The organism is Bradyrhizobium betae, assembly GCF_050632175.1.
Taxonomy (GTDB): Bacteria; Pseudomonadota; Alphaproteobacteria; order Rhizobiales; family Xanthobacteraceae; genus Bradyrhizobium; species Bradyrhizobium betae_B.
Map to the genome: position 1 here is coordinate 6,489,112 of NZ_CP192576.1, position 22,913 is coordinate 6,512,024.

A 22,913-nucleotide genomic window follows, 5' to 3' on the forward strand; every position below is an offset into this window, starting at 1 on the left:
ATCAACTCGCCCGGCGCGTCGCCGCCGCCGGCAAGTCACTCTCAAACCCTTCGCAGCAATGCTCGCGCAAGAACTCCATGATCGCGTCCATGCGGTTGTACTGAGCGCGACAGAACACCGTGCGCCCGATTTTTTCTTGGGCGACGAGGCCAGCGCCAACCAGCCCGCGCAGATGAAAGGCGAGCGTGGAGGCCGGTACGTCGAGACGGGTCTGGATATCGGTGATGTTGAGGCCGGGCGGTCCGGCCCGAACCAGCAGCCGATAAATGTCCAGACGGGTCAAATTGCCCAATTCGGCCAGGCAACGCGCAGCGAGCTTGCGGTTCATGGTTCCACATACCGCAAACCTGAAAGAATTACAACTATAATCCTAGTTTTATAGTTGTATGGCCGCAATCGAATATTCACGCGGCCTAGTCCAGGTCTCGCGCGTTATATGTTTCGATACACTTTCAAGCTCTGTACATGCTCCGCATGAACGCGAGCATGATGACGGCCATCACGGCGCCGATCAGCAGGGCCATCCACACGCGGGTCTGGCTGTAGAACAGTGATCGAAGGCCCACGTGTTCAGGTACGTCTGTACATCACGTCGAGACCGCGATCATCGCGGCGAACGAGCGCAGGACGCCAGCGATCAGTTGGTCGAAGGATCGGGGACCAAGAGCTCCGCGGAAATGGTTCCCCAAACGGGTCGTTAGCCGCCGCCCCAGCATGCTTGGCAAGTTGGTCGGATCGGCCCAATGCGGAATCCAGACGGCAGACCAAGCTTGCCGCCGGCCCATTGTTGATCTGCCTCAAAAATGATGGCAACGGCGGCCCTATACTTAAGAAGACGCAGGAGCGTGCCCATGTCGGTGCAGGACTATCCCGGATCTCGAGAGCGCCCTCAACAGGGCACGTCCACGAAATCCAAGGCCGGCTTGGTTCTGATCGGATTCCTGATCATCGCCGGCGCGCTGCTGTTCACCGAGCACAGGGCGCACGTACTCGGACTTTTGGTCTGGCTACCGCTGCTCGGTTGTCTGTTGATGCACCTGTTCATGCATCACGGCGGCCACGGGCGCCATCACGCAGAGCCCCCGCCGTCAGACAAAAGGGGGAGTGATGCACGACACCGCGCCCGCCTACGGCCTCTGGGGCCTAGTCATCGTCAACTCGGCGGTCTTCATCCTGTTCGCCTACAGCTTCTTCAAGCCGCAGACCTCGCGCGACTGGCGCTCGTTCGGCGCCTTCAGCGCTTTCCTGGTGGCGTTGTTCGTGGAGATGTACGGCTTTCCGCTCACCATCTACTTCCTTTCGGGTTGGCTGCAGTCGCACTATCCGAACGTCGACTGGTTCTCGCACGACGCCGGCCACCTGCTCGAGATGATGTTCGGCTGGAAGACAAATCCGCACGCCGGACCGTTCCACATCCTCAGCTTCATCTTCATCGGCGCGGGCTTCGTCCTGATCTCCGCCGCATGGAGGGTGCTGTACGATGCGCAGCAGACCCGCGGCCTCGCGACCACGGGCCCCTACAGCTACGTCCGGCACCCGCAGTACGTCGGCTTCATCCTCGTCATGTTCGGCTTCCTTCTGCAGTGGCCGACGATCCTTACGCTGGCGATGTTTCCGGTGCTGACCGTCATGTACGTAAAGCTGGCGCGCGGCGAGGAGCGGGACGCGAGAGCGCAGTTCGGCGGCGCATACGACCTGTATGCCACGGAGGTGCCGGGATTCATTCCGAAGCTTGGTCGTGTTCTGGGACGGGCCCCCTCGAACGACTACCGCCACGGCTGATGGAGGCGGCCCGATGCGGAAGGCAGGAGCTCTGTGGACGATTTCCTCCTTTCTGCTCGCCGGATCGGGAGTCCTGCTGATCGGCGTCGGCCTCTACTTCCTGTTCGTCCGGCCGCCGCTGCTGCCCGAAGACATCAGGTTCATGAAACTGACCCCGGCCGAGCTGCAACTCGTCGGAGACAAACTCGGGTCGTGGCTCGTTCACGTGTTTCGCGTGATGGGCGGCTACATCGCCGCCACCGGGGCTCTCGCGATCACTTTGGCGGCCACGTCCTTCCGCGACCACCATCCGCTCGCCGCGGCCGGCGCCGCGGTCGCCGGCGCAGCGTCGATCGGCTGGATGGCGGCCGTCAACTTCATGATCGATTCTGACTTCAAGTGGGTGCTGCTGGGAATGGCCCTGATATGGGCGTTCAGCCTGGCGGCTTTCGCATGGGAGGCGGCCCGTTCATGACGCAGCCGGTCTTCACGGCGAAAGGACTGACCAAGACCTACGTCTCCGGCGAAGTGAAGGTGCATGCCCTGAACGATGTCGATCTCGAGATCGCCGAGAAGGAAGTTGTGGTGCTGCTGGGTCCGTCCGGCAGCGGCAAGACGACCTTGCTGAACATCATGGGCGGTCTCGACCGGCCGACCAGCGGCAGGCTGTTCTTCCGCGACCTCGACCTGACCGATCTCCAAGACCGCGAGCTGACGAAGTATCGCCGCGACCACGTCGGCTTCGTCTTCCAGTTCTACAATCTGGTGCCGAGCCTCACAGCCTACGAAAACGTGGCGCTGGTCACCGAGGTGGCAAGGAATCCGATGCGGCCGGCCGACGCGCTCGCGCTGGTCGGGCTCGAGGAGCGGATGCATCACTTCCCCGCGCAGCTATCCGGTGGTGAGCAGCAGCGCGTGGCCATCGCCCGCGCGATCGCGAAACGCCCGGCGGTGCTGCTCTGCGACGAACCGACCGGGGCGCTGGATTCGAAGACCGGCATTCGCGTCATCGAGGCGCTGCTTGGGGTCAACCGGCAGCTTGGCACCACGACAATCATCATCACCCACAACGCCAGCATCCAGCAGGTCGCCGACAGGGTGCTGTTCTTCGCGGACGGTCGCATCTCCCGGATCCAGAAGAACGATACCCGTCGCGAAGCGGCCGAACTCACCTGGTGACGGCATGAGGGCGCTCGACATCAAGCTGTTCCGGGACGTCAAGCGAATGTGGGCGCAGGTCCTCGCCATCGCGCTGGTCGTCGGAGGTGGGGTCGCCACCCTGGTGCTTGCCGTCGGCTCTCATCGTTCTCTCGAAGAGACGCGGGTCGCGTAGTACGAACGATACGGCTTCGGCGACGTGTTCGCCCAGGCGAAGCGTGCCCCCAAGGCGCTCTCCGACAGGATCGCGGAAATTCCCGGTGTCGCCGCCGTCGACGCGCGGATCGCGAAGCTCGCGCTGCTCGACATCCCTGGCTTCTCCGAACCGGCCAGCGGCCAGTTCGTATCTCTACCAGACAATGGCGAGGCGCATCTCAATCGGCTCTACATCCGTTCCGGACGGCTTCCGGAGCCAGGACGGACGGAGGAGGTGGTCGTCAACGAGCCGTTCGCCCGCGCCCATGGGTTCTCCGAAGGGGCGCGGTTCTCGGCCATTCTGAACGGCAAGAAGCGTGAGCTCGTCATCGTCGGCACGGCCCTGTCCCCCGAGTTCGTCTACACGGTGGGCCCGGGCGACCTGATGCCGGACGACCGCCGCTTCGCGGTCGTCTGGATGTCGGAGAAGGCGCTCGCGGGCGTCTACGATCTCGACGGCGCCTTCTCGGCGGTTTCGGTCAAGCTGCAGCCCGGCGCCGCCGAGCGCGAGGTGATCTCGCGGTTGGATGCCTTGCTCGATCCCTACGGCGGCCAGGCGGCCCACGGCCGGAAGGACCAGACCTCGCACGCCTGGCTCGACCACGAGCTCGATATGCTCAACAACATGAGCCGCACGCTGCCGCCGATCTTCCTTCTGGTCTCGGCCTTTCTGGTCAACCTCACCCTCAGCCGGCTGGTCGCTCTGGAGCGCGAGCACATCGGACTCCTGAAGGCATTGGGCTACACGGACGGCAGCATCGTCCTGCACTATTTCAAGTTCGTCGCCCTGATCGTGACGGCGGGAATCGTCTTGGGCAGCGTCGTCGGGACCTGGCTGGGGCTGCGCGTCACGGGGCTGTTCGGCGACTTCTTCCACTTCCCGTTCCTGGTGTTCGCCAAGGCACCCGATCTGTACGTGATCGCCGGCGCGCTCGGCGCCGCCGCCGCGGCGATCGGCGCGCTGCGGGCGCTGCGGGAAGTCGTGAAGCTGGCGCCAGCCGTCGCCATGCAACCGCCGGCCCCTCCGGTCTATAGGCGGCTGCTTCCGGCGAGCATCCAGTTGGACCAGATCGTGTCGCAGCCGACCCTGATGATGGTCCGCAACATCGCGCGGCACCCGGTCCGGGCCGCGTTCACGGCGCTTGGGATGGCGCTGGCCACCGCGATCCTGGTTGTCTCTCTGTTTACCCGGGACACGATGGAGCAACTGATCGACGTGACCTACTTCCTCGCCGACCGGCAGGACGCGACCATCGGCTTCGTCGAGAAGCGGGTCGAGAACGTCGTGGAGCAGGTGAACCGGCTGCCCGGCGTTCTCGCCGCCGAGCCGTTCCGAGAGGTGCCCGCCCGCGCGGCGAGGTGAAGGCGCCTCTCTCGTCGGAGGAAAGGGGCCTTCCAGCGGCGCCCCGCGGTTCCTCCGGGCCTTTGCGCGCTCATCGGGCGCGAGATTGCGCAGCACGCACGGGGTCCAGTCACGGGGTCCAGTCCGCGCAAATCCGTAGGTGGCGGCTTATCGGATTTCCGTCTGGACGCCGCTTCGGGCGCGGGACGTTATGCGTTGATTTGGATCAATGTCCTCGGTGCGAGCGCTCCTATTCGGAGACAAGTAAGAATTCCACGCTTCGTCGGGAGACAGGTTTGGCCAACGAGATTCACCCCCAGGCTCCTCATAAGCTTCCGTTCTTCCTGCCGGGGGCCGATGGCTCCGACGTGCTACTGCTGGTGATGGGCTTCTTCTTGGTGGCGGTGATCTTTTCCGTGGGAGTGCTTTACTGGAAGCTGCATAGCCTGCCCGAGCGGATGGCACACAAGTCGCAGAAGCTGCAGTTCGAGTTCGTCGCGGTGCTCGGCCTGATCTCCTTGTTCACCGGGATGCACGCGTTCTGGATTGCCGGTCTGCTGTTGGCTTTGATCGACATTCCCGACTTCGGCACGCCGCTGCGAGGCATCGCCGGATCGGTGGAGCGAATAGCCGATGCGAAATCCGAGGCAGCCGAGACCACCGGCCTATCTCAACCCTCCGAAAAGACCCGGAGCGTCGCGTAGGCTAGAGCTTGCGTTGCAACGCGGAACTCAAAGAAGGCGAAGTGGCTGCAGTAACTTCTCGTAGCCGGGGTAGTCGCAGCGAGCGCGGCAACATTGTCGCACCCCGCGTTTTTGCTGAGGACAACCAACCAAGCGACGTGTAGGAGTGCCAAGTATGCCGAGTCGCCCATAGCGACAGCGCCACTTCTGCCTCTGCGGATTTGCCTCGCGTTATGCCGATCGCCGCCACCAGCAATGCTCTACTTCGCCGGCTGCGCGATCTGCTGGTTCTGTTGCTTGCGTTCGGACATTTGAGCGTCGCCGTCCTCCACAGTGCCCATATCGACCATCTGGCAATCTCCGGCTCGACCGAGACAGTCTTTTCGACTGCAGGTCTGGGAAGCACGACCGGTGGCGACAGCGTTCTGACCGAACGGCATTGCCACGGGTGCTTCTCCGTCTCGCCCGTTCGGGCCACGGCAGCCTGGTCGCTCGCTGCGGCCGTGACGAAGCCAGTCGCTATGCCGACGAAGCGGCTGACCGGCACCTCCTCCGCATTGGATACTCCCCTCCAAAGGCCTGATCTGAACGAACCCGCTCGGCGCATCCGTGCGCCTTCTTGCCGTCGTTTGCAGGTCTATTTCCATGTCATCTGAGATCGCTGCCGCGCGAGAAGCGCGAGCGCATGTATTCGTCGCTTTGCCCATGGTTTTCGAGACGTGGGAGCGGCGCTTGTCGTCGGCCGGTCGAAGCGGCTTGGGAACCTTCGTTTGCCTGGCGCTGCGCGACCGCGCCTCCCGTGCAGCGAGAAGCGCGCCATGAAGCGGCTTTTCGCGAACTCGGTCCTGGCCACGATCGCGCTGGCTGCAATCGGTTTCTTCCTGCTGAACTTGCCTCAGCAGAGCTCCGGCAAGCCATCGGAGGCGGGGCATGGTCACGAAGTAGCCGGTCACGCCGACGGCGTCGAAATGAGCGACGACAAGCTCAGGTCTTCCGATATCGAGCTCCTCGTCGCGGCGCCCGGCGTCCTTCGGGACAGTCTGCTCCTCAACGGCATTTTGCAGCCAAATCAGGAGGCTCTCGTTCAGGTGACTCCTCGATTTCCGGGTGTCGTCCGCGAGATCAAGGCGAGCGTCGGTCATCGCGTCGAAAAGAACGACCTCCTGGCCAAGATCGAGAGCAACCAGAGTCTCACGATTTATGAGATCCGGGCGCCGTTGGCCGGCACGGTCATCGACCGCCAAATTTCTCTCGGCGAATACGCGTCGGAACAGAAGGCGGCCTTCACGATCGCCGACATTTCGACCGTATGGGTCGACCTGTCCGTCTATCGGCGGGACCTGAAGCGGGTGCGGGAAGGCGACAAGGTCGTCATCGACGTCGGCGACGGCGGGAAGCCGATCGAGGCCAGGCTGACCTACATTTCGCCCGTCGGTAGCGCGGATACGCAAAGCGCTCTTGCGCGCACCAGCGTACCGAACGAGGGGACAAGACTGAGGCCGGGCATGTTCGTCACGGCGCGCCTGATGCTCTCGGACAAGTCCGCACCGATCGTCGTCAAATCGACGGCCGTCCAAAGCTTCGAAAACCGCAACGTCGTCTTCGTCCGCAATGGCCTGAAATTCGAGGTGCGCGAGGTCGAGCTGGGGGCTCGCGATCGCGAGCACGTCGAGGTGCAGTTCGGCCTAGAGGAGGGTGACCTGTACGTGGGACGGAACAGTTTCATCGTTAAGGCGGAAATAGCCAAAGGAACGGCCGCCCATGAGCACTGAGCAGGGCCCGGTCGGCGACCGGAAGCACGGGGTCATCACCGCGATAATCGCATTCTCGATACGCCAGCGATGGCTGGTGCTCTTTGCTGTGCTCGCAGTCGGGGCGATAGGAGCCTGGAACTTCACGCGCCTTCCGATCGACGCGGTACCGGACATCACCAACGTCCAGGTGCAGATCAACGTGAGCGCGGCGGGCTATTCGCCTCTGGAGGTCGAACAGCGCATCACGTTTCCAGTCGAAACTGGCATGGGCGGGTTACCGAACCTCCAGTACACACGGTCGCTGTCCAGATACGGACTAAGCCAGGTCACCGTCGTCTTCGCCGACGGCACGAACATCTATTTCGCGCGCCAGTTGGTCAACGAGCGTTTGCAGCAGGTGAAAGACCTCCTGCCGAACGGCATCGAAATGACGATGGGACCGATTTCGACGGGCCTCGGCGAGATATTCATGTTCGCCGTCGAGGCGAAGAAGGCAGCCAAGAACCCCGACGGGAGCGAGATCAGCCCGATAGACCTCCGCACGATCCAGGATTGGATCATCAAGCCGCAGTTGCGGACGGTGCCCGGCGTAGTCGAGGTCAATACCATCGGCGGGTTCGAGAGGCAGTTCCACGTCCTGCCCGACCCTACCAAGCTGATGGCGTATCGGCTGAATTTTCGCGATGTGATGACCGCGCTTGCGTCGAACAATGCCAACGTCGGCGCGGGCTACATCGAACGAAATGGTGAGCAATACCTGGTTCGTACGCCGGGGCAGGTGGGCGACGCGAGCGACATCCGAAACATCGTGATTGGAGCGCGCGAAGGGATCCCGGTCCGGATCGGCGACATCGCAGAAGTGATCGAAGGGCGAGAGCTCCGTACCGGTTCGGCAACGCTGAATGGGCGCGAGACCGTCGTCGGCACGGCCATGCTGCTCATCGGCGAAAACAGCCGCACGGTGGCCCAGCGTGTTTCGGCGAAGCTGGACGAGATCGCGAAATCCCTGCCCGACGGCGTGGTGGCGAGGGCGCTTTATGACCGTACGCGCCTCGTCGAGGCCACGATCGCGACCGTAGAGAAGAATCTGCTCGAGGGCGCGATCCTCGTCATCGTGATCCTGCTGCTGATCCTCGGCAACTTCAGAGCGGCCGTCGCCACCGCGCTCGTCATTCCCTTGTCGATGCTCATTACCGTGACGGGAATGGTCGAGAATAAGGTCAGCGCGAACCTCATGTCGCTCGGCGCCATCGACTTCGGCATCATCATCGACGGTGCGGTCATCATCGTCGAGAACTGCCTGCGGCTGCTTGCGGAGGAGCAGCACCGCAGAGGGCGCATACTGAGCCGCGAGGAGCGTTTCGATACGATTTTGGCGGGAGCAGGGAGGTCGTCCAGCCCAGCCTGTTCGGCACCCTCATCATCGCGGTCGTCTACCTCCCGGTTCTCACGTTGACGGGCGTCGAAGGGAAGATGTTCACGCCCATGGCTCTGACAGTCCTCATGGCGCTGGGCGGCGCCGCCATTCTATCCATGACGTTTGTTCCGGCTGCCGTCGCCATTCTGGTGACCGGCAAAGTGACCGAGAAGGAGAACTGGTTCATGCGCGGGGCTCGCTTCGCCTATGTGCCGCTTCTCGATGCCTCGATACGCAATCGGCACATGGTCGCACTTGCGGCCGGCGCGTTGGTGATCGTCAGCGGAATTGCCGCGTCCCGTATGGGCGGCGAGTTCATACCCTCGCTCGATGAAGGCGATGTCGCCACGCACGCGATGCGCATTCCGGGGACGAGCCTGACGCAGGCCGTGGATATGCAGATCAAGCTGGAGGAGGCCATCCGGAAGGTGCCTGAGGTCCGTGAGGTCTTTTCCAAGATCGGCACGGCAGAGGTGGCGACCGATCCAATGCCGCCGAACGTCGCCGACACCTACATCATGCTCAAACCCCATGCGCAGTGGCCCGATCCTTCGATGACCAAGGCGCAACTCGTCTCCAAGATCGAGAAGGTCGTCGCGGAAGTGCCGGGCAACAACTATGAGTTCACCCAGCCAATTCAGATGCGCTTCAACGAGCTGATATCGGGCGTCCGCAGCGATGTTGGGGTCAAGATCTTCGGCGACGACCTGAACACGCTGTTGCAGATCGCCGGGCAGGTGCAAAACGTGCTCCAGGGCGTGCAGGGGGCTGCGGATGTTAAGACGGAGCAGGTCTCCGGGCTGCCCGTGCTCACGGTCAAATTGAACCGGCAGGCTTTGGCGCGACAAGGCCTGAGCATCTCCGATGTTCAGGGCATCGTCGAGATTGCGGTCGGCGGCAAGAGCGCCGGCTTGGTGTTCGAAGGCGATCGTCGCTTCGAAATCATCGTTCGGCTGCCCGAACACCTTCGCTCGGATATGGAAGCGATCCGCAATCTTCCGATCCCTCTTCCCGTGCGAGAAGGTCAGGCTGGGGCCATCAAGGCGGCTTGGGGAAATTCACCGTTGGGGCAGGTCCGTTATGTCCCGCTCTCCTCGGTCGCCGAGATCGACGCGGCTCCGGGCCCCAATCAGATAAGCCGGGAAAACGGCAAGCGGCGCATTGTTGTCACCGCGAACGTGCGCGGCCGAGACCTCGGCTCCTTCGTTGCCGATGCTCAGCGGCGGATCACGGACGGCGTCAAAGTGCCGGCGGGTTACTGGATCACCTACGGAGGACAGTTCGAGCAGTTGGTTTCCGCAACCAAGCGGCTGACCATCGTCGTTCCGATCGCGCTACTCCTCATCTTCGTATTGCTCTTCATGAGCCTTGGCACCTTCGCCGATGCCGCGTTGGTCTTCAGCGGGGTGCCGCTCGCGCTCACGGGTGGCATTGCCGCCCTGCTGCTGCGCGACATCCCGCTTTCGATCAGCGCCGGTATCGGGTTCATCGCGCTATCGGGCGTCGCCGTCCTGAATGGCTTGGTCATCATCGCGTTCATCCAGAAGCTGCGATCGGAGGGCCGCCCTGTTGTCGAAGCCGTTCGCGAGGGGGCGCTGACCCGGTTGAGGCCGGTTCTGATGACCGCCCTGGTGGCAAGCCTGGGATTCGTGCCCATGGCGATCGCGACCGGCGCCGGCGCCGAGGTGCAGCGGCCACTCGCCACCGTGGTCATCGGCGGGATCGTATCATCGACCATTTTGACGCTGCTGGTCTTGCCGGCGCTCTACACGCTCTTCCGTCGTGAAGCGGTCACGACGAAGTCGACTTCCGCAACCGCACAAGGAGAAACTGCATGAAACCCGCCGCGTTCATACTGGCCGTATTGCTCTCGGTCGTCCCGGCTCACGCTCAACACTCACACGGTTCGAAGGGACCCAATGGCGGCGTTCTTGCGGATGCGGCCGGCGTGCATATCGAGTTCCTGCCGTCGGGAAATGCTGTGACGTTCAACGTCCTCAATGAAGACAACAAGCCCGTGTCGACGAAGGGCTATACGGCCTCCGCTCTGATCGTGAACGGCGACGATCGCGAGACGATTGTCCTTTCTCCGTCGGGAGAGAACGTCCTGAAGGGTGAAACGAAGAAGCCGATTACGGCATCCACCGCGATCACACTCATGATCAAGACGGACACGGGCAAGTCGGGCCAAGCCAAGTACAAGGGCTGAAGGCTCCATCCGACGACATTGTCGACGGCAAGACAAAGCCGCGCGCAGTTATGTCGGCTCCAAGCCGAGAACCGAGCGCGCGGCGGCTCACATGCCTTGTGGATCCCACCCGCTGCGATCCTCAAACCAAGCAAGCGCAGCGCAACGGCGACCACCGGCCTCATTCGGCAGTTTGAAAGGCAGTCTTCCAATGTCCGACAAGACCGTCATCGGGCTATCGCGATTGATCACGCTGCAACAGCAATTGGACAAGGTTGCTCGAAACGTTGCCAATCAAACCACGACGGGGTTCAAACGCGAGGGGCTTCAGTTCCGCGAATATCTCACGAAAGCGAAGGAAGCCGACGACATGCCCTCGGCTCCGATGCGATCGCTTGTGGCCGTCACCGGCTACACCGATTTTTCTGGCGGCCCCCTCAAGGCCACCGGGAACGGAACGGATGTCGCGGTCGTCGGTGACGGCTTCTTTGTGATCCGGACGGCTGCCGGAGATCGCTACACGCGGAACGGAGCGTTCACGCTCGACAAGGAAGGCCGCGTGGTCACGTTGTCGGGCGATATCGTCTTGACTGCGACCGGCCCCTTACAAGTTCCGCCACGCGATGGGCCGGTGAGCATCGGAGCCGATGGGACCATCTCGACGGCGAGGGGACCGATAGGACGTCTGCGCCTGGTGAAGTTCGAGGATAATGGCAAGTTGCGCGCCGAGGGAAGCACGCTGTTTTCATCGGAGTTGCCTGCGAACGAGGTGCCTCCGGCGCAGATTCGGCTCGCTACGGGAGCCTTGGAGGGGGCGAACGTAAACGCGGTCCATGAGATGAGCAGTCTCGTTGCTGCTACCCGGGCCTACGATCAAGTTGCCAACACGATCCTGCGCGAAGACGACAAGAACGAACTCAGAAAGTTAGCTGGTGAGGATTTGTAAGCCACCACTCGGCGGCAGGCCCAAGTGGAACCCTTCGAAAAGCGACGAACGCGCTCGCGATATTTTGCGGATCGACGAAAGGTAGCCATCATGTTAGGTAGCGTCGTCGTCTCACCAAGAGCGTGATCATTGTCAGGTAGTCAGGTCATATCGAGAACTCAGCGCGTTACTGCGTCGCGCAGGATCGTGTCCGTTCTCCTGACCCTGGTGTACCTCCTGTCTGGCGTTCTGCACGGACTCGTTGATGTCGACGCCGCCATTCGCTCCGGATCATCCTTGGCGATCGTGGCCACGGACGGCAAAACCTCCCAATCGCCCGAACGGGGTTTGGTAGCCGATCACCACTGTCACGGTTGCTTCTCGGTATCGGTCCCGGCGCCTGCACAACAGGCCGAACTCGCCCTGGACTTGAAGCCCGCCGAGTTGCCGAAATCGGCGGCTCCCCTATACGGGAATGTTCGCGGTCTTGATCCACCCCCGCCGAAATCTCTGACCTAAGGCGAACGACGCGGGACGCATCGCGCGTCCTGTTTCCGTTTTCCGTCGAACCTCCCTCGCGCCGCAGCGCGATGCTGTCGTCCCTGCCTTTGGGATGGCGACGGCGTCGCTCTCAAAGCCTTTGCGAGCTCAGCCAAGTTGCTGGGGCCGCGAGCATGCAGGCGACCTGGATCGACAGCGCATTTTTCAGAAGCCACTCTTTCGGGGCCATTCCGTTTTGCAGGCGCCGTCAACGGCCGCATTGGAATTGAAGGATCACGTTATGGAAACCAAGCAAGTTGAAGGTTCGCAGACTTCGGCGCCGGACGACCTCTTGCAGCGATTGTCCTGGGAGGTGAAGCAAATTCACGGCTGTTTGAGCGAAGTGCAGAAGTGTTGGGCGGCCGGCCTGGGTGTCACGGTGGCTCAATGGAACATTCTGATGGCGATATCGCATCTTGCGGACGAAGAGGGGTGCGGGTCAGCGTGGTGTCGGACAAGCTCGCCGTGGACGCGTCCTTTGTCACGGCGCAGTCTCAATTGCTCGAGTCCAAAGGACTGATCCGCCGCAAGCCGAGCGCTACCGATCGCCGTGTTGTTCTCCTCGCGCTCTCGAGCAACGCTCGGTGGCAGATAGAAAACCTGTCTGGCTCCATGAACGCAGCGAACGCCTATGTTGCCAATAACGCGAGCGGCAAGGCGCACCGGCTTCTCGCAGAACTCGAGGAGTTGAAGAGCGTCCTCAAGCGCGCGAAGCTTCTGACGGCTTCGGACGCGCTCCGCCATTGGCCTCGCGGTCGCGACACCGCATGAAGTTTCTATCGATTTTGGTCGTGGCGGCGCTCAAACCGCTTTACTACCGATTCGCCGCCGCAATGCTCCGCGACGCGTCGTGGCAGGAGCCGTTGTTCGATCTGGTTCCTCCGAAAAGCGGAGAGCGCCTCTTGGCGTTCGGACCGGGAAGCGCGGCGACCGCGATCTCGCTTGCGGAACGATTCACCGAACTCAGTATCGTTGTAGCGGATCCCGATCCATCGATCGTCCGAAAGTCAAAGCGAGCTATCGAAAAGCAGCAAATTACTAATGTTACGTTCATCGACGCACCTTCCATTGCTGCCCTGCCGGTCCACACTGGCAGCTTCGACCGCGCGATGTGCGTACTCGCCTTTCATCTGAGAACCCCCGACGAAAAGATCGCCTTGGCAAAGGAGGCTTTCCGAGTTCTGCGGCGTGGGGGCGCACTCTACGCCGCCGACTATGACCGGCCGACCAGCCGCGAAGAACGCATCGTGCTGAACATCGCAGCACAGATTTCGAGCAGGATTGCAGTCCAGTCTCACGTCGATGGGACTTGGGGCCACCTTGTGAAAAAGGCTGGGTTCGCCGGAGGCAAAGCACAGTCGGCGCATTCCGTCCGAATCGGGCGGGTCGCGATGCTGTCGTTCCGGAAGCCCTGAGGCGCAGATTGTCCGGACAAACAGCAGCCGCCTTTAGCGCGTCGCGTCCTCCCGCACCGGGCGGTTTGGGCTGCAAACTAGCAGCCCTAATTCGCCGTCTGTCGGCTCTTCCGCACCTTCCTGCGCAATGGACCGTCCCGTCGGCGAGGCGGGTTATGCAAATGCGATCCACCCGCAACAAAACAGTGGAATTGTTATATTGTTGCGGCTCGACGTGAGCAGTGCGCCCATGCTACCTACCAGCTCGCGAACGTAGAGTGTGGTCATTGACGATTGGTCGGATCAGATCTGGATTGAGGCATATTCCTGCTTTGCGCGGGATTGTGTCCGTATTTCTGATCGTGACCTATCTGATGTCGGGTGCGCTCCATCGGTGTCTCGACCTTGACGTGACCAATCCAACCGGTTCCCCGGTGGCTTGGATGGTCGATACCAAGTCCGATAGCGGCCCTGAGACGGGTGCTATCGTCGACCATCACTGCCATGGCTGCTTCGCGGTTTCCGTCGCGGCGCCTCCGCAGCAGGTCATGACTGTGATGGAACCCAAGCTGGCGGTCCTCATCCGGGCGACGGCCCCTCTCACCGACACCGTCCGCGGTCTCGATCCGCCCCCACCGAAGTCCCTGACCTGAAAACGACCGCTGGGCGCATCGCGCTCTGATTCCGTCTTTCGTCAGGTTTTCATCATGTTTTCAAAGTGCGTCACGCGTTTCGCGTGCGCGACGGCGTTGCTGGTCAGTCCTTGGCTGACGGCGGCGTCGCATTCGCAGACCCTCAATCTCGGGGCGGCGCTGCAGCGCGCGCTCGCGACCAGCCCCCGCTTGACCGCCGCCGAACGTGACATCGGGATCGCGACGGGCCAGCGCATTCAGGCGGGGCGCTCCTCAATCCGGAACTGAGCTACGAACAGGATAATTCCTTCGGTTCGGGCATCTATCGCGGGACGAAATCGGCCGAGACGACGCTGCAGATCAGCCAGCTTTTCGAGCTGTTCGGTAAGCGTGAGGCCCGCATCGCGGCCGGCCAGGCCGGCGTCAACGGTGCAACGATCGAGCGCCAGGCACTGCGTCTGCAGATTCTGTCGGAAACGGCCATCGCGTTTCTGAACGTGCTCGGGCTGCAGCGGCGGATCCAGATCCTCGACGAGCAGGTCGCCGCCCTTGAGCGACTGACGCCGTTGCTTCAGCGCCGGGTCGATGCCGGTGCGTCCTCGCCTGCCGAGACCGGCCGCGCCGAGGTCGCAGCGGCCCTGGTGAAGGCCGATCGCGAGCGCACCAAGGCGAACCTGGCCAGCGCGCGCCGCGAATTGGCGGTGCTCATGGGCGACACTTCCCCAAAATTCGGCGCCGTCTCCGGACGGCTCGATGCCACCACGCGCGCGCCATCGTTCCAGACGGTGATCGCCGCCATCGACGCCAACCCGCAACTCGTCAGGTGGAATGCGGTCTATGCGCAACGCAACGCCGAACTGCTGCTGGCGCGGCTCAGGCCTTATCCTGACGTTCGCCTTTCCGCCGGATGGCGACACTACAACGAGACCAATGACGACGCGGTGCGGCTCAGCCTAACGGTTCCAATCCCGATCTTCGACCAGAACCAGGGCAATATCCTCTCGGCGCAGCAGAACCTCGCCAAGACGCGGGCGGAACGCGAGGCGAACCGCAACACGCTGATCGTCGTCGCTGGACGGGCCTACGACAACGTACAGGGCTCGCTGCGGGAACTCGCGATACTTCGCGACTCCGGCATCCCGAAGGCCCAGGCCGCCTCCAACGAGATCGAACAGGGCTACGGCGCCGGGCGCTTCTCGCTGCTCGAAGTGTTGGACGCGCAGGCCAACGTCACCCAGGCTCGTCTGCGGGAGCAGGAGGCGCTGCAGAACTACCACGTCGCCGTTGCCACGATCGAAGGACTCGTCGGCAATCCCTTCGCTCTGGCGCGGGAGAGCGCGCGATGAAGACTTCGAGTGCAATCGTCCTCGCCTTGGTCGCGGCTGCCGCCGGCGCCTTCGGCTATCGCATGCTGACACCCAAGGACGCACCCGCTGCGACGCAGCAGGTCGCCAAGCAGGATGCCAAGGAGGAGAAGGCCGGCAACGAGCACGCCGAGAAGGACGAACATGGCGCCGACCGCATCGTGATCAGCGATGTCAAGTTGGCGGCAGCAGGCGCCACCTTCGCCGAAGCGGGCCCGGCGACCCTGACCGAAACCTTGTCGTTCAATGGCGTCCTGCGCGCCAATCAGGAGACGGTGGTCCAGGTCACGCCGCGCTTTCCCGGCATCGCGCGTGCGATCAAGCGCCGGATCGGCGACGTGATCGGCAAGGACGATCTGCTGGCATCCATCGAGAGCAACCAGAGCTTGACGGTCTATGATCTCAAGGCGCCGATCGCCGGCACGGTGATCGACCGTCAGATCTCGCTCGGCGAATACGTCTCCGAGCAGAAGCCATCATTTGTCGTGGCGGACCTGTCGACGATCTGGGTCGACCTGTCGATTTACCGCCAGGATCTTAGGCGCGTCCGGATCGGGGACGAGGTCCTGATCGATCCGGATGACGGCGTCGGCGACATCAAGGGCAAGATCTCCTACTTGGCGCCCGTCGGCGCAAGCGAGACCCAGACGGCGATTGCCCGAGTGATCCTGCCGAACCCGGAGGGGAGGCTGCGGCCGGGACTGTTCGTGACCGCTCGTCTGGTGCTGGCCGAGAGGAAGGTGCCGGTCGCCGTCAATGCCGGCGCGATCCAGACCTTCGAGAACAAGACCGTCGTATTCGTTCGCGAAGGCGACGACAAGCTCGAAGCGCGGCCTGTGGAACTCGGGGACTCCGATCAGAAGTTCGTGGAGGTTCGGGCGGGAGTAAAGGCGGGCGAGAAGTACGTGGCCCAAAACTCATTCGTCGTGAAGGCGGAGATGGGCAAAGGAGAGGCCGAGCATGATTGAGCGCCTCATCGAATTCTCCATCCGCCAGCGTTGGCTGGTGATCCTGTTCGTGTTGGGACTGTTGGCCTTCGGCGGCTGGAATTTCACCCGTCTACCGATCGACGCGGTGCCGGACATCACCAACGTGCAGGTGCAGATCAACACACAGGCACCAGGCTATTCGCCGCTGGAGACCGAACAGCGCATCACGTTTCCGGTGGAAACGGCAATGGGCGGGCTGCCCAAGCTCGAATACACCCGCTCCTTGTCGCGATATGGCCTCAGCCAGGTGACGGCGGTCTTCCAGGACGGCACCGACATCTACTTCGCCCGCCAGCTCGTCAACGAGCGGATCCAGCAGGTCAAGGATCAGCTCCCCGCCGGCGTCGAAGTTGCCATGGGCCCCGTCGCGACGGGCCTCGGGGAAATCTTCCACTACTCGGTCGAAGCCAAGCCGGGTGCGAAGGCGCCGGGCGGCAAGGAGTTCACGCCGAGCGATCTGCGGACGATCCAGGACTGGATCATCAAACCGCAGCTCCGCAACGTGCCGGGCGTCATCGAAGTCAACACGATCGGTGGGTTCGAGCGCCAATTCCACGTGCTGCCCGATCCGGGCAAGCTCATGGCCTACAAGCTCGGTTTCCGCGACGTGATGACGGCGCTCGCCGCCAACAACGCCAACGTCGGCGCCGGCTACATCGAGAGGAACGGCGAACAGTATCTGGTCCGGACCCCGGGCCAGGTCGCCAACATCGCCGAGATCGAGGACATCGTCATCGGCTCGCGAGGCGGCGTCCCGGTCCGGGTGAGGGACGTGGCCCAGGTCACCGAAGGCAAGGACCTCCGCACGGGCGCAGCGACCCTCAACGGGAAGGAGACGGTTCTCGGTACCGCCATGCTGCTGATCGGCGAGAACAGCCGCGCGGTAGCCCAGCGAGTCGCAGCCAAGCTGAACGACATCGCCAAATCGCTTCCGGACGGCGTTGTCGCCCGCGCGGTCTATGACCGGACCCACCTCGTCGATGCGACGGTCAAGACGGTCGAGAAAAATCTCGTCGAGGGCGCGATCCTTGTCATCGTCGTGCTGTTCCTTATCCTCGGCAACTTCCGCGCAGCCTTGGTCACGGCCTGTGTCATCCCGCTGTCGATGGCGATGACGGTCACCGGCATGGTCGAAACGAAGGTCAGCGCCAACCTGATGAGCCTCGGGGCGATCGACTTCGGCATCATCGTCGACGGTGCAGTCATCATCGTCGAGAACTGTCTGCGCCTGCTCGCCGAAGCGCAACATGACAAGGGCCGGCTACTCACCCTTGAGGAACGGTTGGAAACCATCCGGAATGGATCGGCGGAAGTCATCAAGCCGAGCCTGTTCGGCACGCTCATCATCGCGGTTGTGTATCTGCCCGTCCTGACGCTCACGGGCGTAGAAGGCAAGATGTTCACGCCGATGGCGCTGACCGTGCTGATGGCGCTCGCCGCCGCGGCGCTGTTCTCTGTCACCTTCGTACCTGCGGCCGTCGCGATCGTGGTCACTGGCAAGGTGTCGGAGAAGGAAAACTTCTTTATGCGCGGCGCCAAGCGCGTCTATCTGCCGCTTCTGGACCGTGCGATCGCCTTCCGGGGCGTGGTGGCGGTCGCGGCGGTCGTGATCGTCGGCGCGAGTTTGTTCGCCGCGAGCCGAATGGGCGGCGAGTTCATCCCAAGCCTCGACGAGGGTGATGTCGCCCTGGCCGCGATCCGGATTCCCGGAACGAGCCTGACGCAGTCGCTAGATCTGCAGATGGCGCTGGAAAAGAGGATCCAGCAACTGCCCGAGGTGAAGGAGTTCTTCACCCGGACAGGCACGGCTGAGGTCGCGACCGATCCGATGGCGCCGTCGATGTCGGACGGGTACGTCATGCTCAAGCCGCGCAGCGAGTGGCCGGATCCGAAGAAGCCGAAGGCGGAACTGGTCGAAGAGATCGAGAAGGCTGCCAACGACATTCCCGGCAGCAACTATGAGGTCTCGCAGCCGATCCAGTTGCGCGTGAACGAGCTGATCTCCGGTGTCCGCAGCGACGTCGGCATCAAGATCTTCGGCGACGATCTCGACGTGCTGCAAGGCGCGGCCAGCCAGGTGCAGTCGGTGATACAGGGCATCCGTGGAGCTACCGACGTCAAGACGGAGCAGGTCGCCGGTCTGCCGATCCTCACCGTCAAGCTCGATAGACGGGCCCTCTCGCGGTACGGCCTGAGCGTCGGCGATGTGCAGAACATTGTCGAGATCGCCGTCGGCGGGAAGAGCGTCGGGAAGCTGTTCGAAGGGGATCGTCGTTTCGACATCGTCGTACGCCTTCCGGAGCGGCTACGCGGCAACATCGAGGCGATCCGCGCGATCCCGATTCCATTGCCGGCAGAGGAACCCGGTTCGGCCATCATCACTAAGACCGCCTTGGCCGGGGCCGCCGGGACACAGCCACGCTACGTTCCGCTGTCGTCGGTGGCGACTGTCGATTCCGCGCCTGGTCCGAACCAGATCAGCCGCGAGAACGGTAAGCGGCGCATCGTGGTGACGGCCAACGTCCGCGAGCGGGACCTCGGTTCGTTTGTGTCGGAAGCGCAGGAGGCGGTGGCGCAGAAGGTCAAGCTGCCGGCCGGTTACTGGATCGGCTGGGGAGGGCAGTTCGAGCAACTGGTCTCGGCGACCAAGCGGCTCACGATCGTCGTTCCGGTGGCCCTGCTGCTGGTGCTGCTGCTGCTCTTTATGAGCTTCGGATCGATCGCCGATGCGCTTCTGGTGTTCAGCGGCGTCCCGCTGGCGCTGACCGGCGGCGTGCTGGCGCTGCTGCTGCGAGGTATCCCGCTGTCGATCAGTGCGGGCGTAGGCTTCATTGCACTCTCCGGCGTCGCGGTGCTCAATGGCTTGGTCATCATCGCTTTCATCGAAAAGTTGAGACACGAAGGAAGGTCCGTACTCGAGGCCGTTCATGAAGGCGCGGTGACCCGCTTGCGCCCCGTGCTGATGACGGCGCTGGTCGCCTCGCTGGGCTTCGTTCCCATGGCGATCGCGACGGGCGCCGGCGCGGAGGTGCAGCGGCCGCTCGCTACCGTCGTCATCGGCGGCATCATCTCCTCCACGATTCTGACGCTGCTGGTGCTGCCGGCCCTTTACGTGCTGTTCCGAAAGGACTCCGCGCCGGCCCCTAAGCCGGACGATGTCGAAGGCGCTGCCGTGGAAAGCCACGCATGACCGAAGCAGCCCAGAAGATGAGACTTCGGGTCGGCGGGATGGACTGCGCGGCGTGCGCCACGAAGATCGAGAACGCCGTCTCGCGGATGCCCGGAGTGAGAGGCGTCGAGGTCTCTGTGACCGGCGGAAGCGTTTCGGTCGAACATGAGGGTGCGATCCAACGGGAGGCGGTCAGCCGCCAGATCGCGGCCTTGGGATACGTCGTCGAGGACGATCGCCCTAAGGGGAAAGGGGAGCCGGCGCACCATCATGATCATGGCGATGACCATGATGGTCATGGCCACGATCACCAACACGCCGCCGACGGACAGGGACCATGGTGGCGGTCGAGCAAGGGCGATGCGACCATTGCCAGCGGAACGGCGCTGGCGGTCGCCTTCGCCTTGGGAAAGGGCATCCCCAGCATCGAGAGCTGGGCCTTCCTGCTCGCGATGCTGGTTGGTCTGATTCCTATCGCGAAGCGAGCGTTTTCGGCGGCCTTCGCCGGAACGCCGTTCTCGATCGAGATGCTGATGACCATCGCGGCCGTTGGCGCGGTCTTCATCGGCGCGACGGAAGAAGCGGCGACTGTCGTTTTCCTGTTTCTGATCGGTGAACTTCTTGAGGGGTTCGCTGCGGGTCGCGCGAGGGCAAGCATCCGGGATTTGACCAAGCTCGTCCCGAAGATCGCCCGTCTCGAACAATCCGATGGCCAAGTCAGCGAGGTGGAAGCCGAGACGCTGTCCGTCGACGCCCTGATCCAGATTCGGCCCGGCGATCGCATTCCTGCCGACGGCGTCATCGTCTCCGGAGACAGCGCAGTTGACGAGGCACCCGTGACCGGCGAGAGCACGCCGGTCCGCAAGAAGGCTGGGGAGGCAGTATTCGCCGGAACGGTGAACGGAGAGGCGCTGCTTCGGATCAAGGTCACCGCTGCCGCCCAGGACAACACCATCGCCCGCGTCGTCAAGCTGGTCGAGGAGGCCCAGGAATCCAAGGCGCCCACCGAGCGGTTTATCGACCGGTTCTCGCGCTACTATACGCCTGGCGTGGTGGTGGTCGCCACGATCGTAGCGGTCCTGCCGCCACTCGTTTGGACAGGCGCAACCTGGCGCGAGTGGATCTACAAGGGATTGGCCATCCTTCTGATCGGCTGTCCGTGCGCGCTGGTGATCTCGACGCCGGCGGCCATCGCCGCAAGCCTCGCATCCGGGGCCCGTAGGGGTCTGCTCCTGAAGGGAGGAGCCGTCCTTGAGCGTTTGCGCGACGTCACCGTCGCCTGCTTCGACAAGACGGGCACCCTCACGGCGGGCAAACCGAAGGTCACGGACGTCGTGGGGTTCGGTCACGGGGAGGTCGAGGTATTATCGGTTGCCGCGTCGGCTCGAGCGCGGCTCCAGCCATCCTCTCGCTGTCGCCATCCTGCAGGCGGCCTCCGACAAGAACGCTCGGCCGCAGCCGGTCGAGGACTTCGTAAATCTGGCGGGAGAAGGCGTCAGGGCGGATCTCGGGGGACGTACGGTCTTCCTCGGCTCGCCCGCTGCGGCTGAACGGATCGTCCCGCTGGCCGAAGACCAGCGAAAGCTCGTCGAAGCGCTCAACGAACGGGGCAAGACGGTATCGGTACTCGTCGTCAATGGCGAGATCGCCGGCTGCATTGCCATGCGGGACGAGTTGCGGAGCGATGCCGTCGCCGCGCTGCGTCGCCTGGCCGACTCCGGGGTCCGTTCGGTCATGCTCACGGGCGACAATCCCCGTACCGCCGCCGCGCTTGCGCGCGATCTCGGCATCGACCATCGCGCGCAAATGATGCCGGAGGACAAGCAGCGCACCGTCGTGGCGTACAAGAACCAGGGTGAGGTGGTGCTGAAGGTCGGCGACGGCATCAACGATGCGCCGGCTCTCGCCGCTGCGGACGTCGGCGTGGCGATGGGTGGCGGCACCGACGTGGCGCTCGAGACAGCGGACGCTGCAGTCCTTCACGGGCGTGTCGCCGACGTGCCGGCCATGATCGAGCTGTCCAGGCGGACGATGGGTGTCATCCGGCAGAATATCTCGATCTCACTGGGGCTGAAGGCGGTCTTTCTGGTCACCACGATCGCGGGGATCACCGGACTCTGGCCCGCCATCCTCGCCGACACCGGCGCGACCGTGTTGGTCACCATGAACGCGCTGCGGCTGCTTTCGACACCGGGCAGCGGCGGAGCGGGCGAGGGGGCGTCCACATGACCGCCAACGGGGTCCAAACCGGCGACCGCGACCTGCGCCTCGACCTGTTCCGGGGGCTCGCCAACTGGGCGATCTTCGTCGACCACGTTCCGAACAATGCGGTCGCCTGGATCACGGCCCGGAACTATGGTTTCAGCGATGCGGCCGAACTGTTCGTGTTCGTGTCCGGATATACCGTGGCGTTCGTTTATGCGCGAACAGCACGGGCGAAGGGCTTCCTCGCCGCCGCCTTGGGTATTCTCGGCAGAGCATGGCAGCTCTACGTCGCATACATCCTGCTGTTCGTCTTCTACGTCGTCACCATCGGATACGTCGCACAACGGTACGGCCACGCCCACCTGCTCGACGAATTCAACATCCGACTTCTCATTCGAGACCCGGTCGAGTTCCTCAAGCACGGGCTCTTGCTCGAATATAAGCCGCTGAACCTCGACGTCCTGCCGCTCTACATCGCGTTGATGTTCGCGTTTCCGCCGCTGCTGTGGGTCCTCATGAGGTGGCCCAACGTCGCGCTGGCGATTTCGGCGGGCATCTACGTCGCAGCACAGGCATGGGGATGGAATCTACGGGCGTATCCTGCCGGCCACTGGTACTTCAATCCGTTCGCATGGCAGTTCCTGTTCGTCATCGGCGCGTGGGTTGCGGTCGGGGGCGCGACTACGGCTAGGGGGCTCATCTATGCGAGGACGACACTTGCCGCCGCCTGTCTCTTTCTCCTGTTCGCCGCGATCGTCACGCTCGCAGCGCGGACCGGCCACGCGGAAATGATCGTCGAGCCCGTCCGGTCGCTGTTCATTCCGAACAACAAGACGCATCTGGCGCCGTACCGCGTCGTCCATTTCCTGGCGCTCGCGATCGTCGTCTCGCGACTGATTCCGAAAGAGGCGCCGTTCTTGTCGGCTCCTTGGCTTCGGCCGCTGCGGCTGTGCGGAGAGCGATCGCTCGAAGTCTTCTGCGTGGGCGTATTCCTCGCCTTCGTCGCCTACTTCGCCATCGACCTCGTCTCCGATTCGCTCGCCTTCCAGATCGTCGTCAGTGTCGCCGGCATCGGCATCATGATCGCCTTCGCCTATTTCAAGACATGGACCAGGGAGTTTCGCGCCACAACCGGCCGAAGGGCCGTCGAGCCCGAAGGGATTCGACAGCCACGACTAGCGCAAAGGGAGCGATGAG

At 63.1% G+C, this 22,913-nt stretch carries 17 protein-coding genes and 4 pseudogenes; 20 read left to right on the plus strand and 1 reads right to left on the minus strand.

The window, feature by feature from the left end:
- Position 1 precedes the first annotated feature (1 nt).
- Positions 2 to 328 (minus strand): ArsR/SmtB family transcription factor, encoded by a 327-nt coding sequence (locus ACQ86E_RS31245; protein ID WP_431203222.1) that lies wholly within the window; start codon positions 326 to 328, stop codon positions 2 to 4.
- A gap of 523 nt (positions 329 to 851) precedes the next feature.
- Here ACQ86E_RS31245 and ACQ86E_RS31250 point away from each other — a divergent pair.
- The 20 genes and pseudogenes from ACQ86E_RS31250 to ACQ86E_RS31345 all read left to right on the plus strand — a co-directional run.
- Positions 852 to 1,016, plus strand: a pseudogene (locus ACQ86E_RS31250) (DUF2933 domain-containing protein); the annotation flags it as partial.
- A 91-nt stretch (positions 1,017 to 1,107) separates the two neighbouring features.
- A complete protein-coding gene (locus ACQ86E_RS31255) occupies positions 1,108 to 1,782 on the plus strand; it encodes a methyltransferase family protein (protein ID WP_431203223.1) in 675 nt (224 codons plus the stop codon).
- Between the two features lie 13 nt (positions 1,783 to 1,795).
- On the plus strand, positions 1,796 to 2,236 hold the full coding sequence (locus ACQ86E_RS31260) for a hypothetical protein (protein ID WP_431203224.1): 441 nt from the start codon (positions 1,796 to 1,798) through the stop codon (positions 2,234 to 2,236).
- On the plus strand, positions 2,233 to 2,940 hold the full coding sequence (locus tag ACQ86E_RS31265; RefSeq protein ID WP_431203225.1) for an ABC transporter ATP-binding protein: 708 nt from the start codon (positions 2,233 to 2,235) through the stop codon (positions 2,938 to 2,940). The genes ACQ86E_RS31260 and ACQ86E_RS31265 overlap by 4 nt, the downstream gene beginning before the upstream one ends.
- Before the next feature lie 4 nt (positions 2,941 to 2,944).
- Positions 2,945 to 3,094, plus strand: coding sequence for a hypothetical protein (locus ACQ86E_RS31270; protein WP_431203226.1), 150 nt, complete (start codon positions 2,945 to 2,947; stop codon positions 3,092 to 3,094).
- A gap of 24 nt (positions 3,095 to 3,118) precedes the next feature.
- On the plus strand, positions 3,119 to 4,477 hold the full coding sequence (locus ACQ86E_RS31275) for an ABC transporter permease (RefSeq protein ID WP_431203227.1): 1,359 nt from the start codon (positions 3,119 to 3,121) through the stop codon (positions 4,475 to 4,477).
- A gap of 275 nt (positions 4,478 to 4,752) precedes the next feature.
- Positions 4,753 to 5,160, plus strand: a complete 408-nt coding sequence (locus ACQ86E_RS31280) for a hypothetical protein (RefSeq protein WP_431203228.1) — start codon at positions 4,753 to 4,755, stop codon at positions 5,158 to 5,160.
- Positions 5,161 to 5,372: 212 nt separating this feature from the next.
- Entirely contained in the window at positions 5,373 to 5,795 is a 423-nt protein-coding gene (locus ACQ86E_RS31285; protein WP_431203229.1) for a hypothetical protein, read from the plus strand.
- A gap of 162 nt (positions 5,796 to 5,957) precedes the next feature.
- Positions 5,958 to 6,911, plus strand: coding sequence for a divalent metal ion exporter adaptor subunit IhpB (gene ihpB, locus ACQ86E_RS31290; RefSeq protein WP_431203230.1), 954 nt, complete (start codon positions 5,958 to 5,960; stop codon positions 6,909 to 6,911).
- Positions 6,901 to 10,148 (plus strand): annotated as a pseudogene (locus ACQ86E_RS31295) (efflux RND transporter permease subunit). Before ihpB (ACQ86E_RS31290) ends, ACQ86E_RS31295 begins: the two are co-directional and overlap by 11 nt.
- On the plus strand, positions 10,145 to 10,519 hold the full coding sequence (locus ACQ86E_RS31300; RefSeq protein ID WP_028136452.1) for a hypothetical protein: 375 nt from the start codon (positions 10,145 to 10,147) through the stop codon (positions 10,517 to 10,519). Before ACQ86E_RS31295 ends, ACQ86E_RS31300 begins: the two are co-directional and overlap by 4 nt.
- Positions 10,520 to 10,709: 190 nt before the next feature.
- Entirely contained in the window at positions 10,710 to 11,444 is a 735-nt protein-coding gene (gene flgF, locus ACQ86E_RS31305; protein WP_431203231.1) for a flagellar basal-body rod protein FlgF, read from the plus strand.
- 966 nt (positions 11,445 to 12,410) lie between these two features.
- On the plus strand, positions 12,411 to 12,734 hold the full coding sequence (locus ACQ86E_RS31310; RefSeq protein ID WP_431203232.1) for a MarR family transcriptional regulator: 324 nt from the start codon (positions 12,411 to 12,413) through the stop codon (positions 12,732 to 12,734).
- Entirely contained in the window at positions 12,731 to 13,378 is a 648-nt protein-coding gene (locus ACQ86E_RS31315; protein WP_431203233.1) for a class I SAM-dependent methyltransferase, read from the plus strand. The genes ACQ86E_RS31310 and ACQ86E_RS31315 overlap by 4 nt, the downstream gene beginning before the upstream one ends.
- Before the next feature lie 257 nt (positions 13,379 to 13,635).
- Complete coding sequence (locus tag ACQ86E_RS31320; RefSeq protein ID WP_431203234.1) at positions 13,636 to 14,010, plus strand: hypothetical protein; 375 nt, start codon at positions 13,636 to 13,638, stop codon at positions 14,008 to 14,010.
- A gap of 54 nt (positions 14,011 to 14,064) precedes the next feature.
- Positions 14,065 to 15,335: pseudogene (gene ihpA, locus ACQ86E_RS31325) on the plus strand (divalent metal ion exporter subunit IhpA).
- Entirely contained in the window at positions 15,332 to 16,321 is a 990-nt protein-coding gene (gene ihpB / locus ACQ86E_RS31330) for a divalent metal ion exporter adaptor subunit IhpB (RefSeq protein ID WP_431203235.1), read from the plus strand. The pseudogene ihpA and the gene ihpB (ACQ86E_RS31330) overlap by 4 nt, the downstream one beginning before the upstream one ends.
- Complete coding sequence (locus ACQ86E_RS31335; protein ID WP_431203236.1) at positions 16,314 to 19,532, plus strand: efflux RND transporter permease subunit; 3,219 nt, start codon at positions 16,314 to 16,316, stop codon at positions 19,530 to 19,532. Before ihpB (ACQ86E_RS31330) ends, ACQ86E_RS31335 begins: the two co-directional genes overlap by 8 nt.
- Positions 19,529 to 21,740: pseudogene (locus tag ACQ86E_RS31340) on the plus strand (heavy metal translocating P-type ATPase). Before ACQ86E_RS31335 ends, ACQ86E_RS31340 begins: the two are co-directional and overlap by 4 nt.
- Positions 21,737 to 22,912, plus strand: a complete 1,176-nt coding sequence (locus tag ACQ86E_RS31345; protein WP_431203237.1) for an OpgC domain-containing protein — start codon at positions 21,737 to 21,739, stop codon at positions 22,910 to 22,912. The pseudogene ACQ86E_RS31340 and the gene ACQ86E_RS31345 overlap by 4 nt, the downstream one beginning before the upstream one ends.
- Position 22,913: the final 1 nt, after the last annotated feature.

Coding starts and splice junctions, on each gene's coding strand:
- ACQ86E_RS31335 (WP_431203236.1), top strand. CDS start 16,314: ATGATTGAGCGCCTCATCGAATTCTCCATCCGCCAGCGTTGGCTGGTG.
- ACQ86E_RS31300 (WP_028136452.1), top strand. CDS start 10,145: ATGAAACCCGCCGCGTTCATACTGGCCGTATTGCTCTCGGTCGTCCCG.
- ACQ86E_RS31260 (WP_431203224.1), top strand. CDS start 1,796: ATGCGGAAGGCAGGAGCTCTGTGGACGATTTCCTCCTTTCTGCTCGCC.
- ACQ86E_RS31255 (WP_431203223.1), top strand. CDS start 1,108: ATGCACGACACCGCGCCCGCCTACGGCCTCTGGGGCCTAGTCATCGTC.
- ACQ86E_RS31345 (WP_431203237.1), top strand. CDS start 21,737: ATGACCGCCAACGGGGTCCAAACCGGCGACCGCGACCTGCGCCTCGAC.
- ACQ86E_RS31270 (WP_431203226.1), top strand. CDS start 2,945: ATGAGGGCGCTCGACATCAAGCTGTTCCGGGACGTCAAGCGAATGTGG.
- ihpB (WP_431203230.1), top strand. CDS start 5,958: ATGAAGCGGCTTTTCGCGAACTCGGTCCTGGCCACGATCGCGCTGGCT.
- ACQ86E_RS31245 (WP_431203222.1), bottom strand. CDS start 328: ATGAACCGCAAGCTCGCTGCGCGTTGCCTGGCCGAATTGGGCAATTTG.
- ACQ86E_RS31285 (WP_431203229.1), top strand. CDS start 5,373: ATGCCGATCGCCGCCACCAGCAATGCTCTACTTCGCCGGCTGCGCGAT.
- ACQ86E_RS31315 (WP_431203233.1), top strand. CDS start 12,731: ATGAAGTTTCTATCGATTTTGGTCGTGGCGGCGCTCAAACCGCTTTAC.
- ihpB (WP_431203235.1), top strand. CDS start 15,332: ATGAAGACTTCGAGTGCAATCGTCCTCGCCTTGGTCGCGGCTGCCGCC.
- flgF (WP_431203231.1), top strand. CDS start 10,710: ATGTCCGACAAGACCGTCATCGGGCTATCGCGATTGATCACGCTGCAA.
- ACQ86E_RS31265 (WP_431203225.1), top strand. CDS start 2,233: ATGACGCAGCCGGTCTTCACGGCGAAAGGACTGACCAAGACCTACGTC.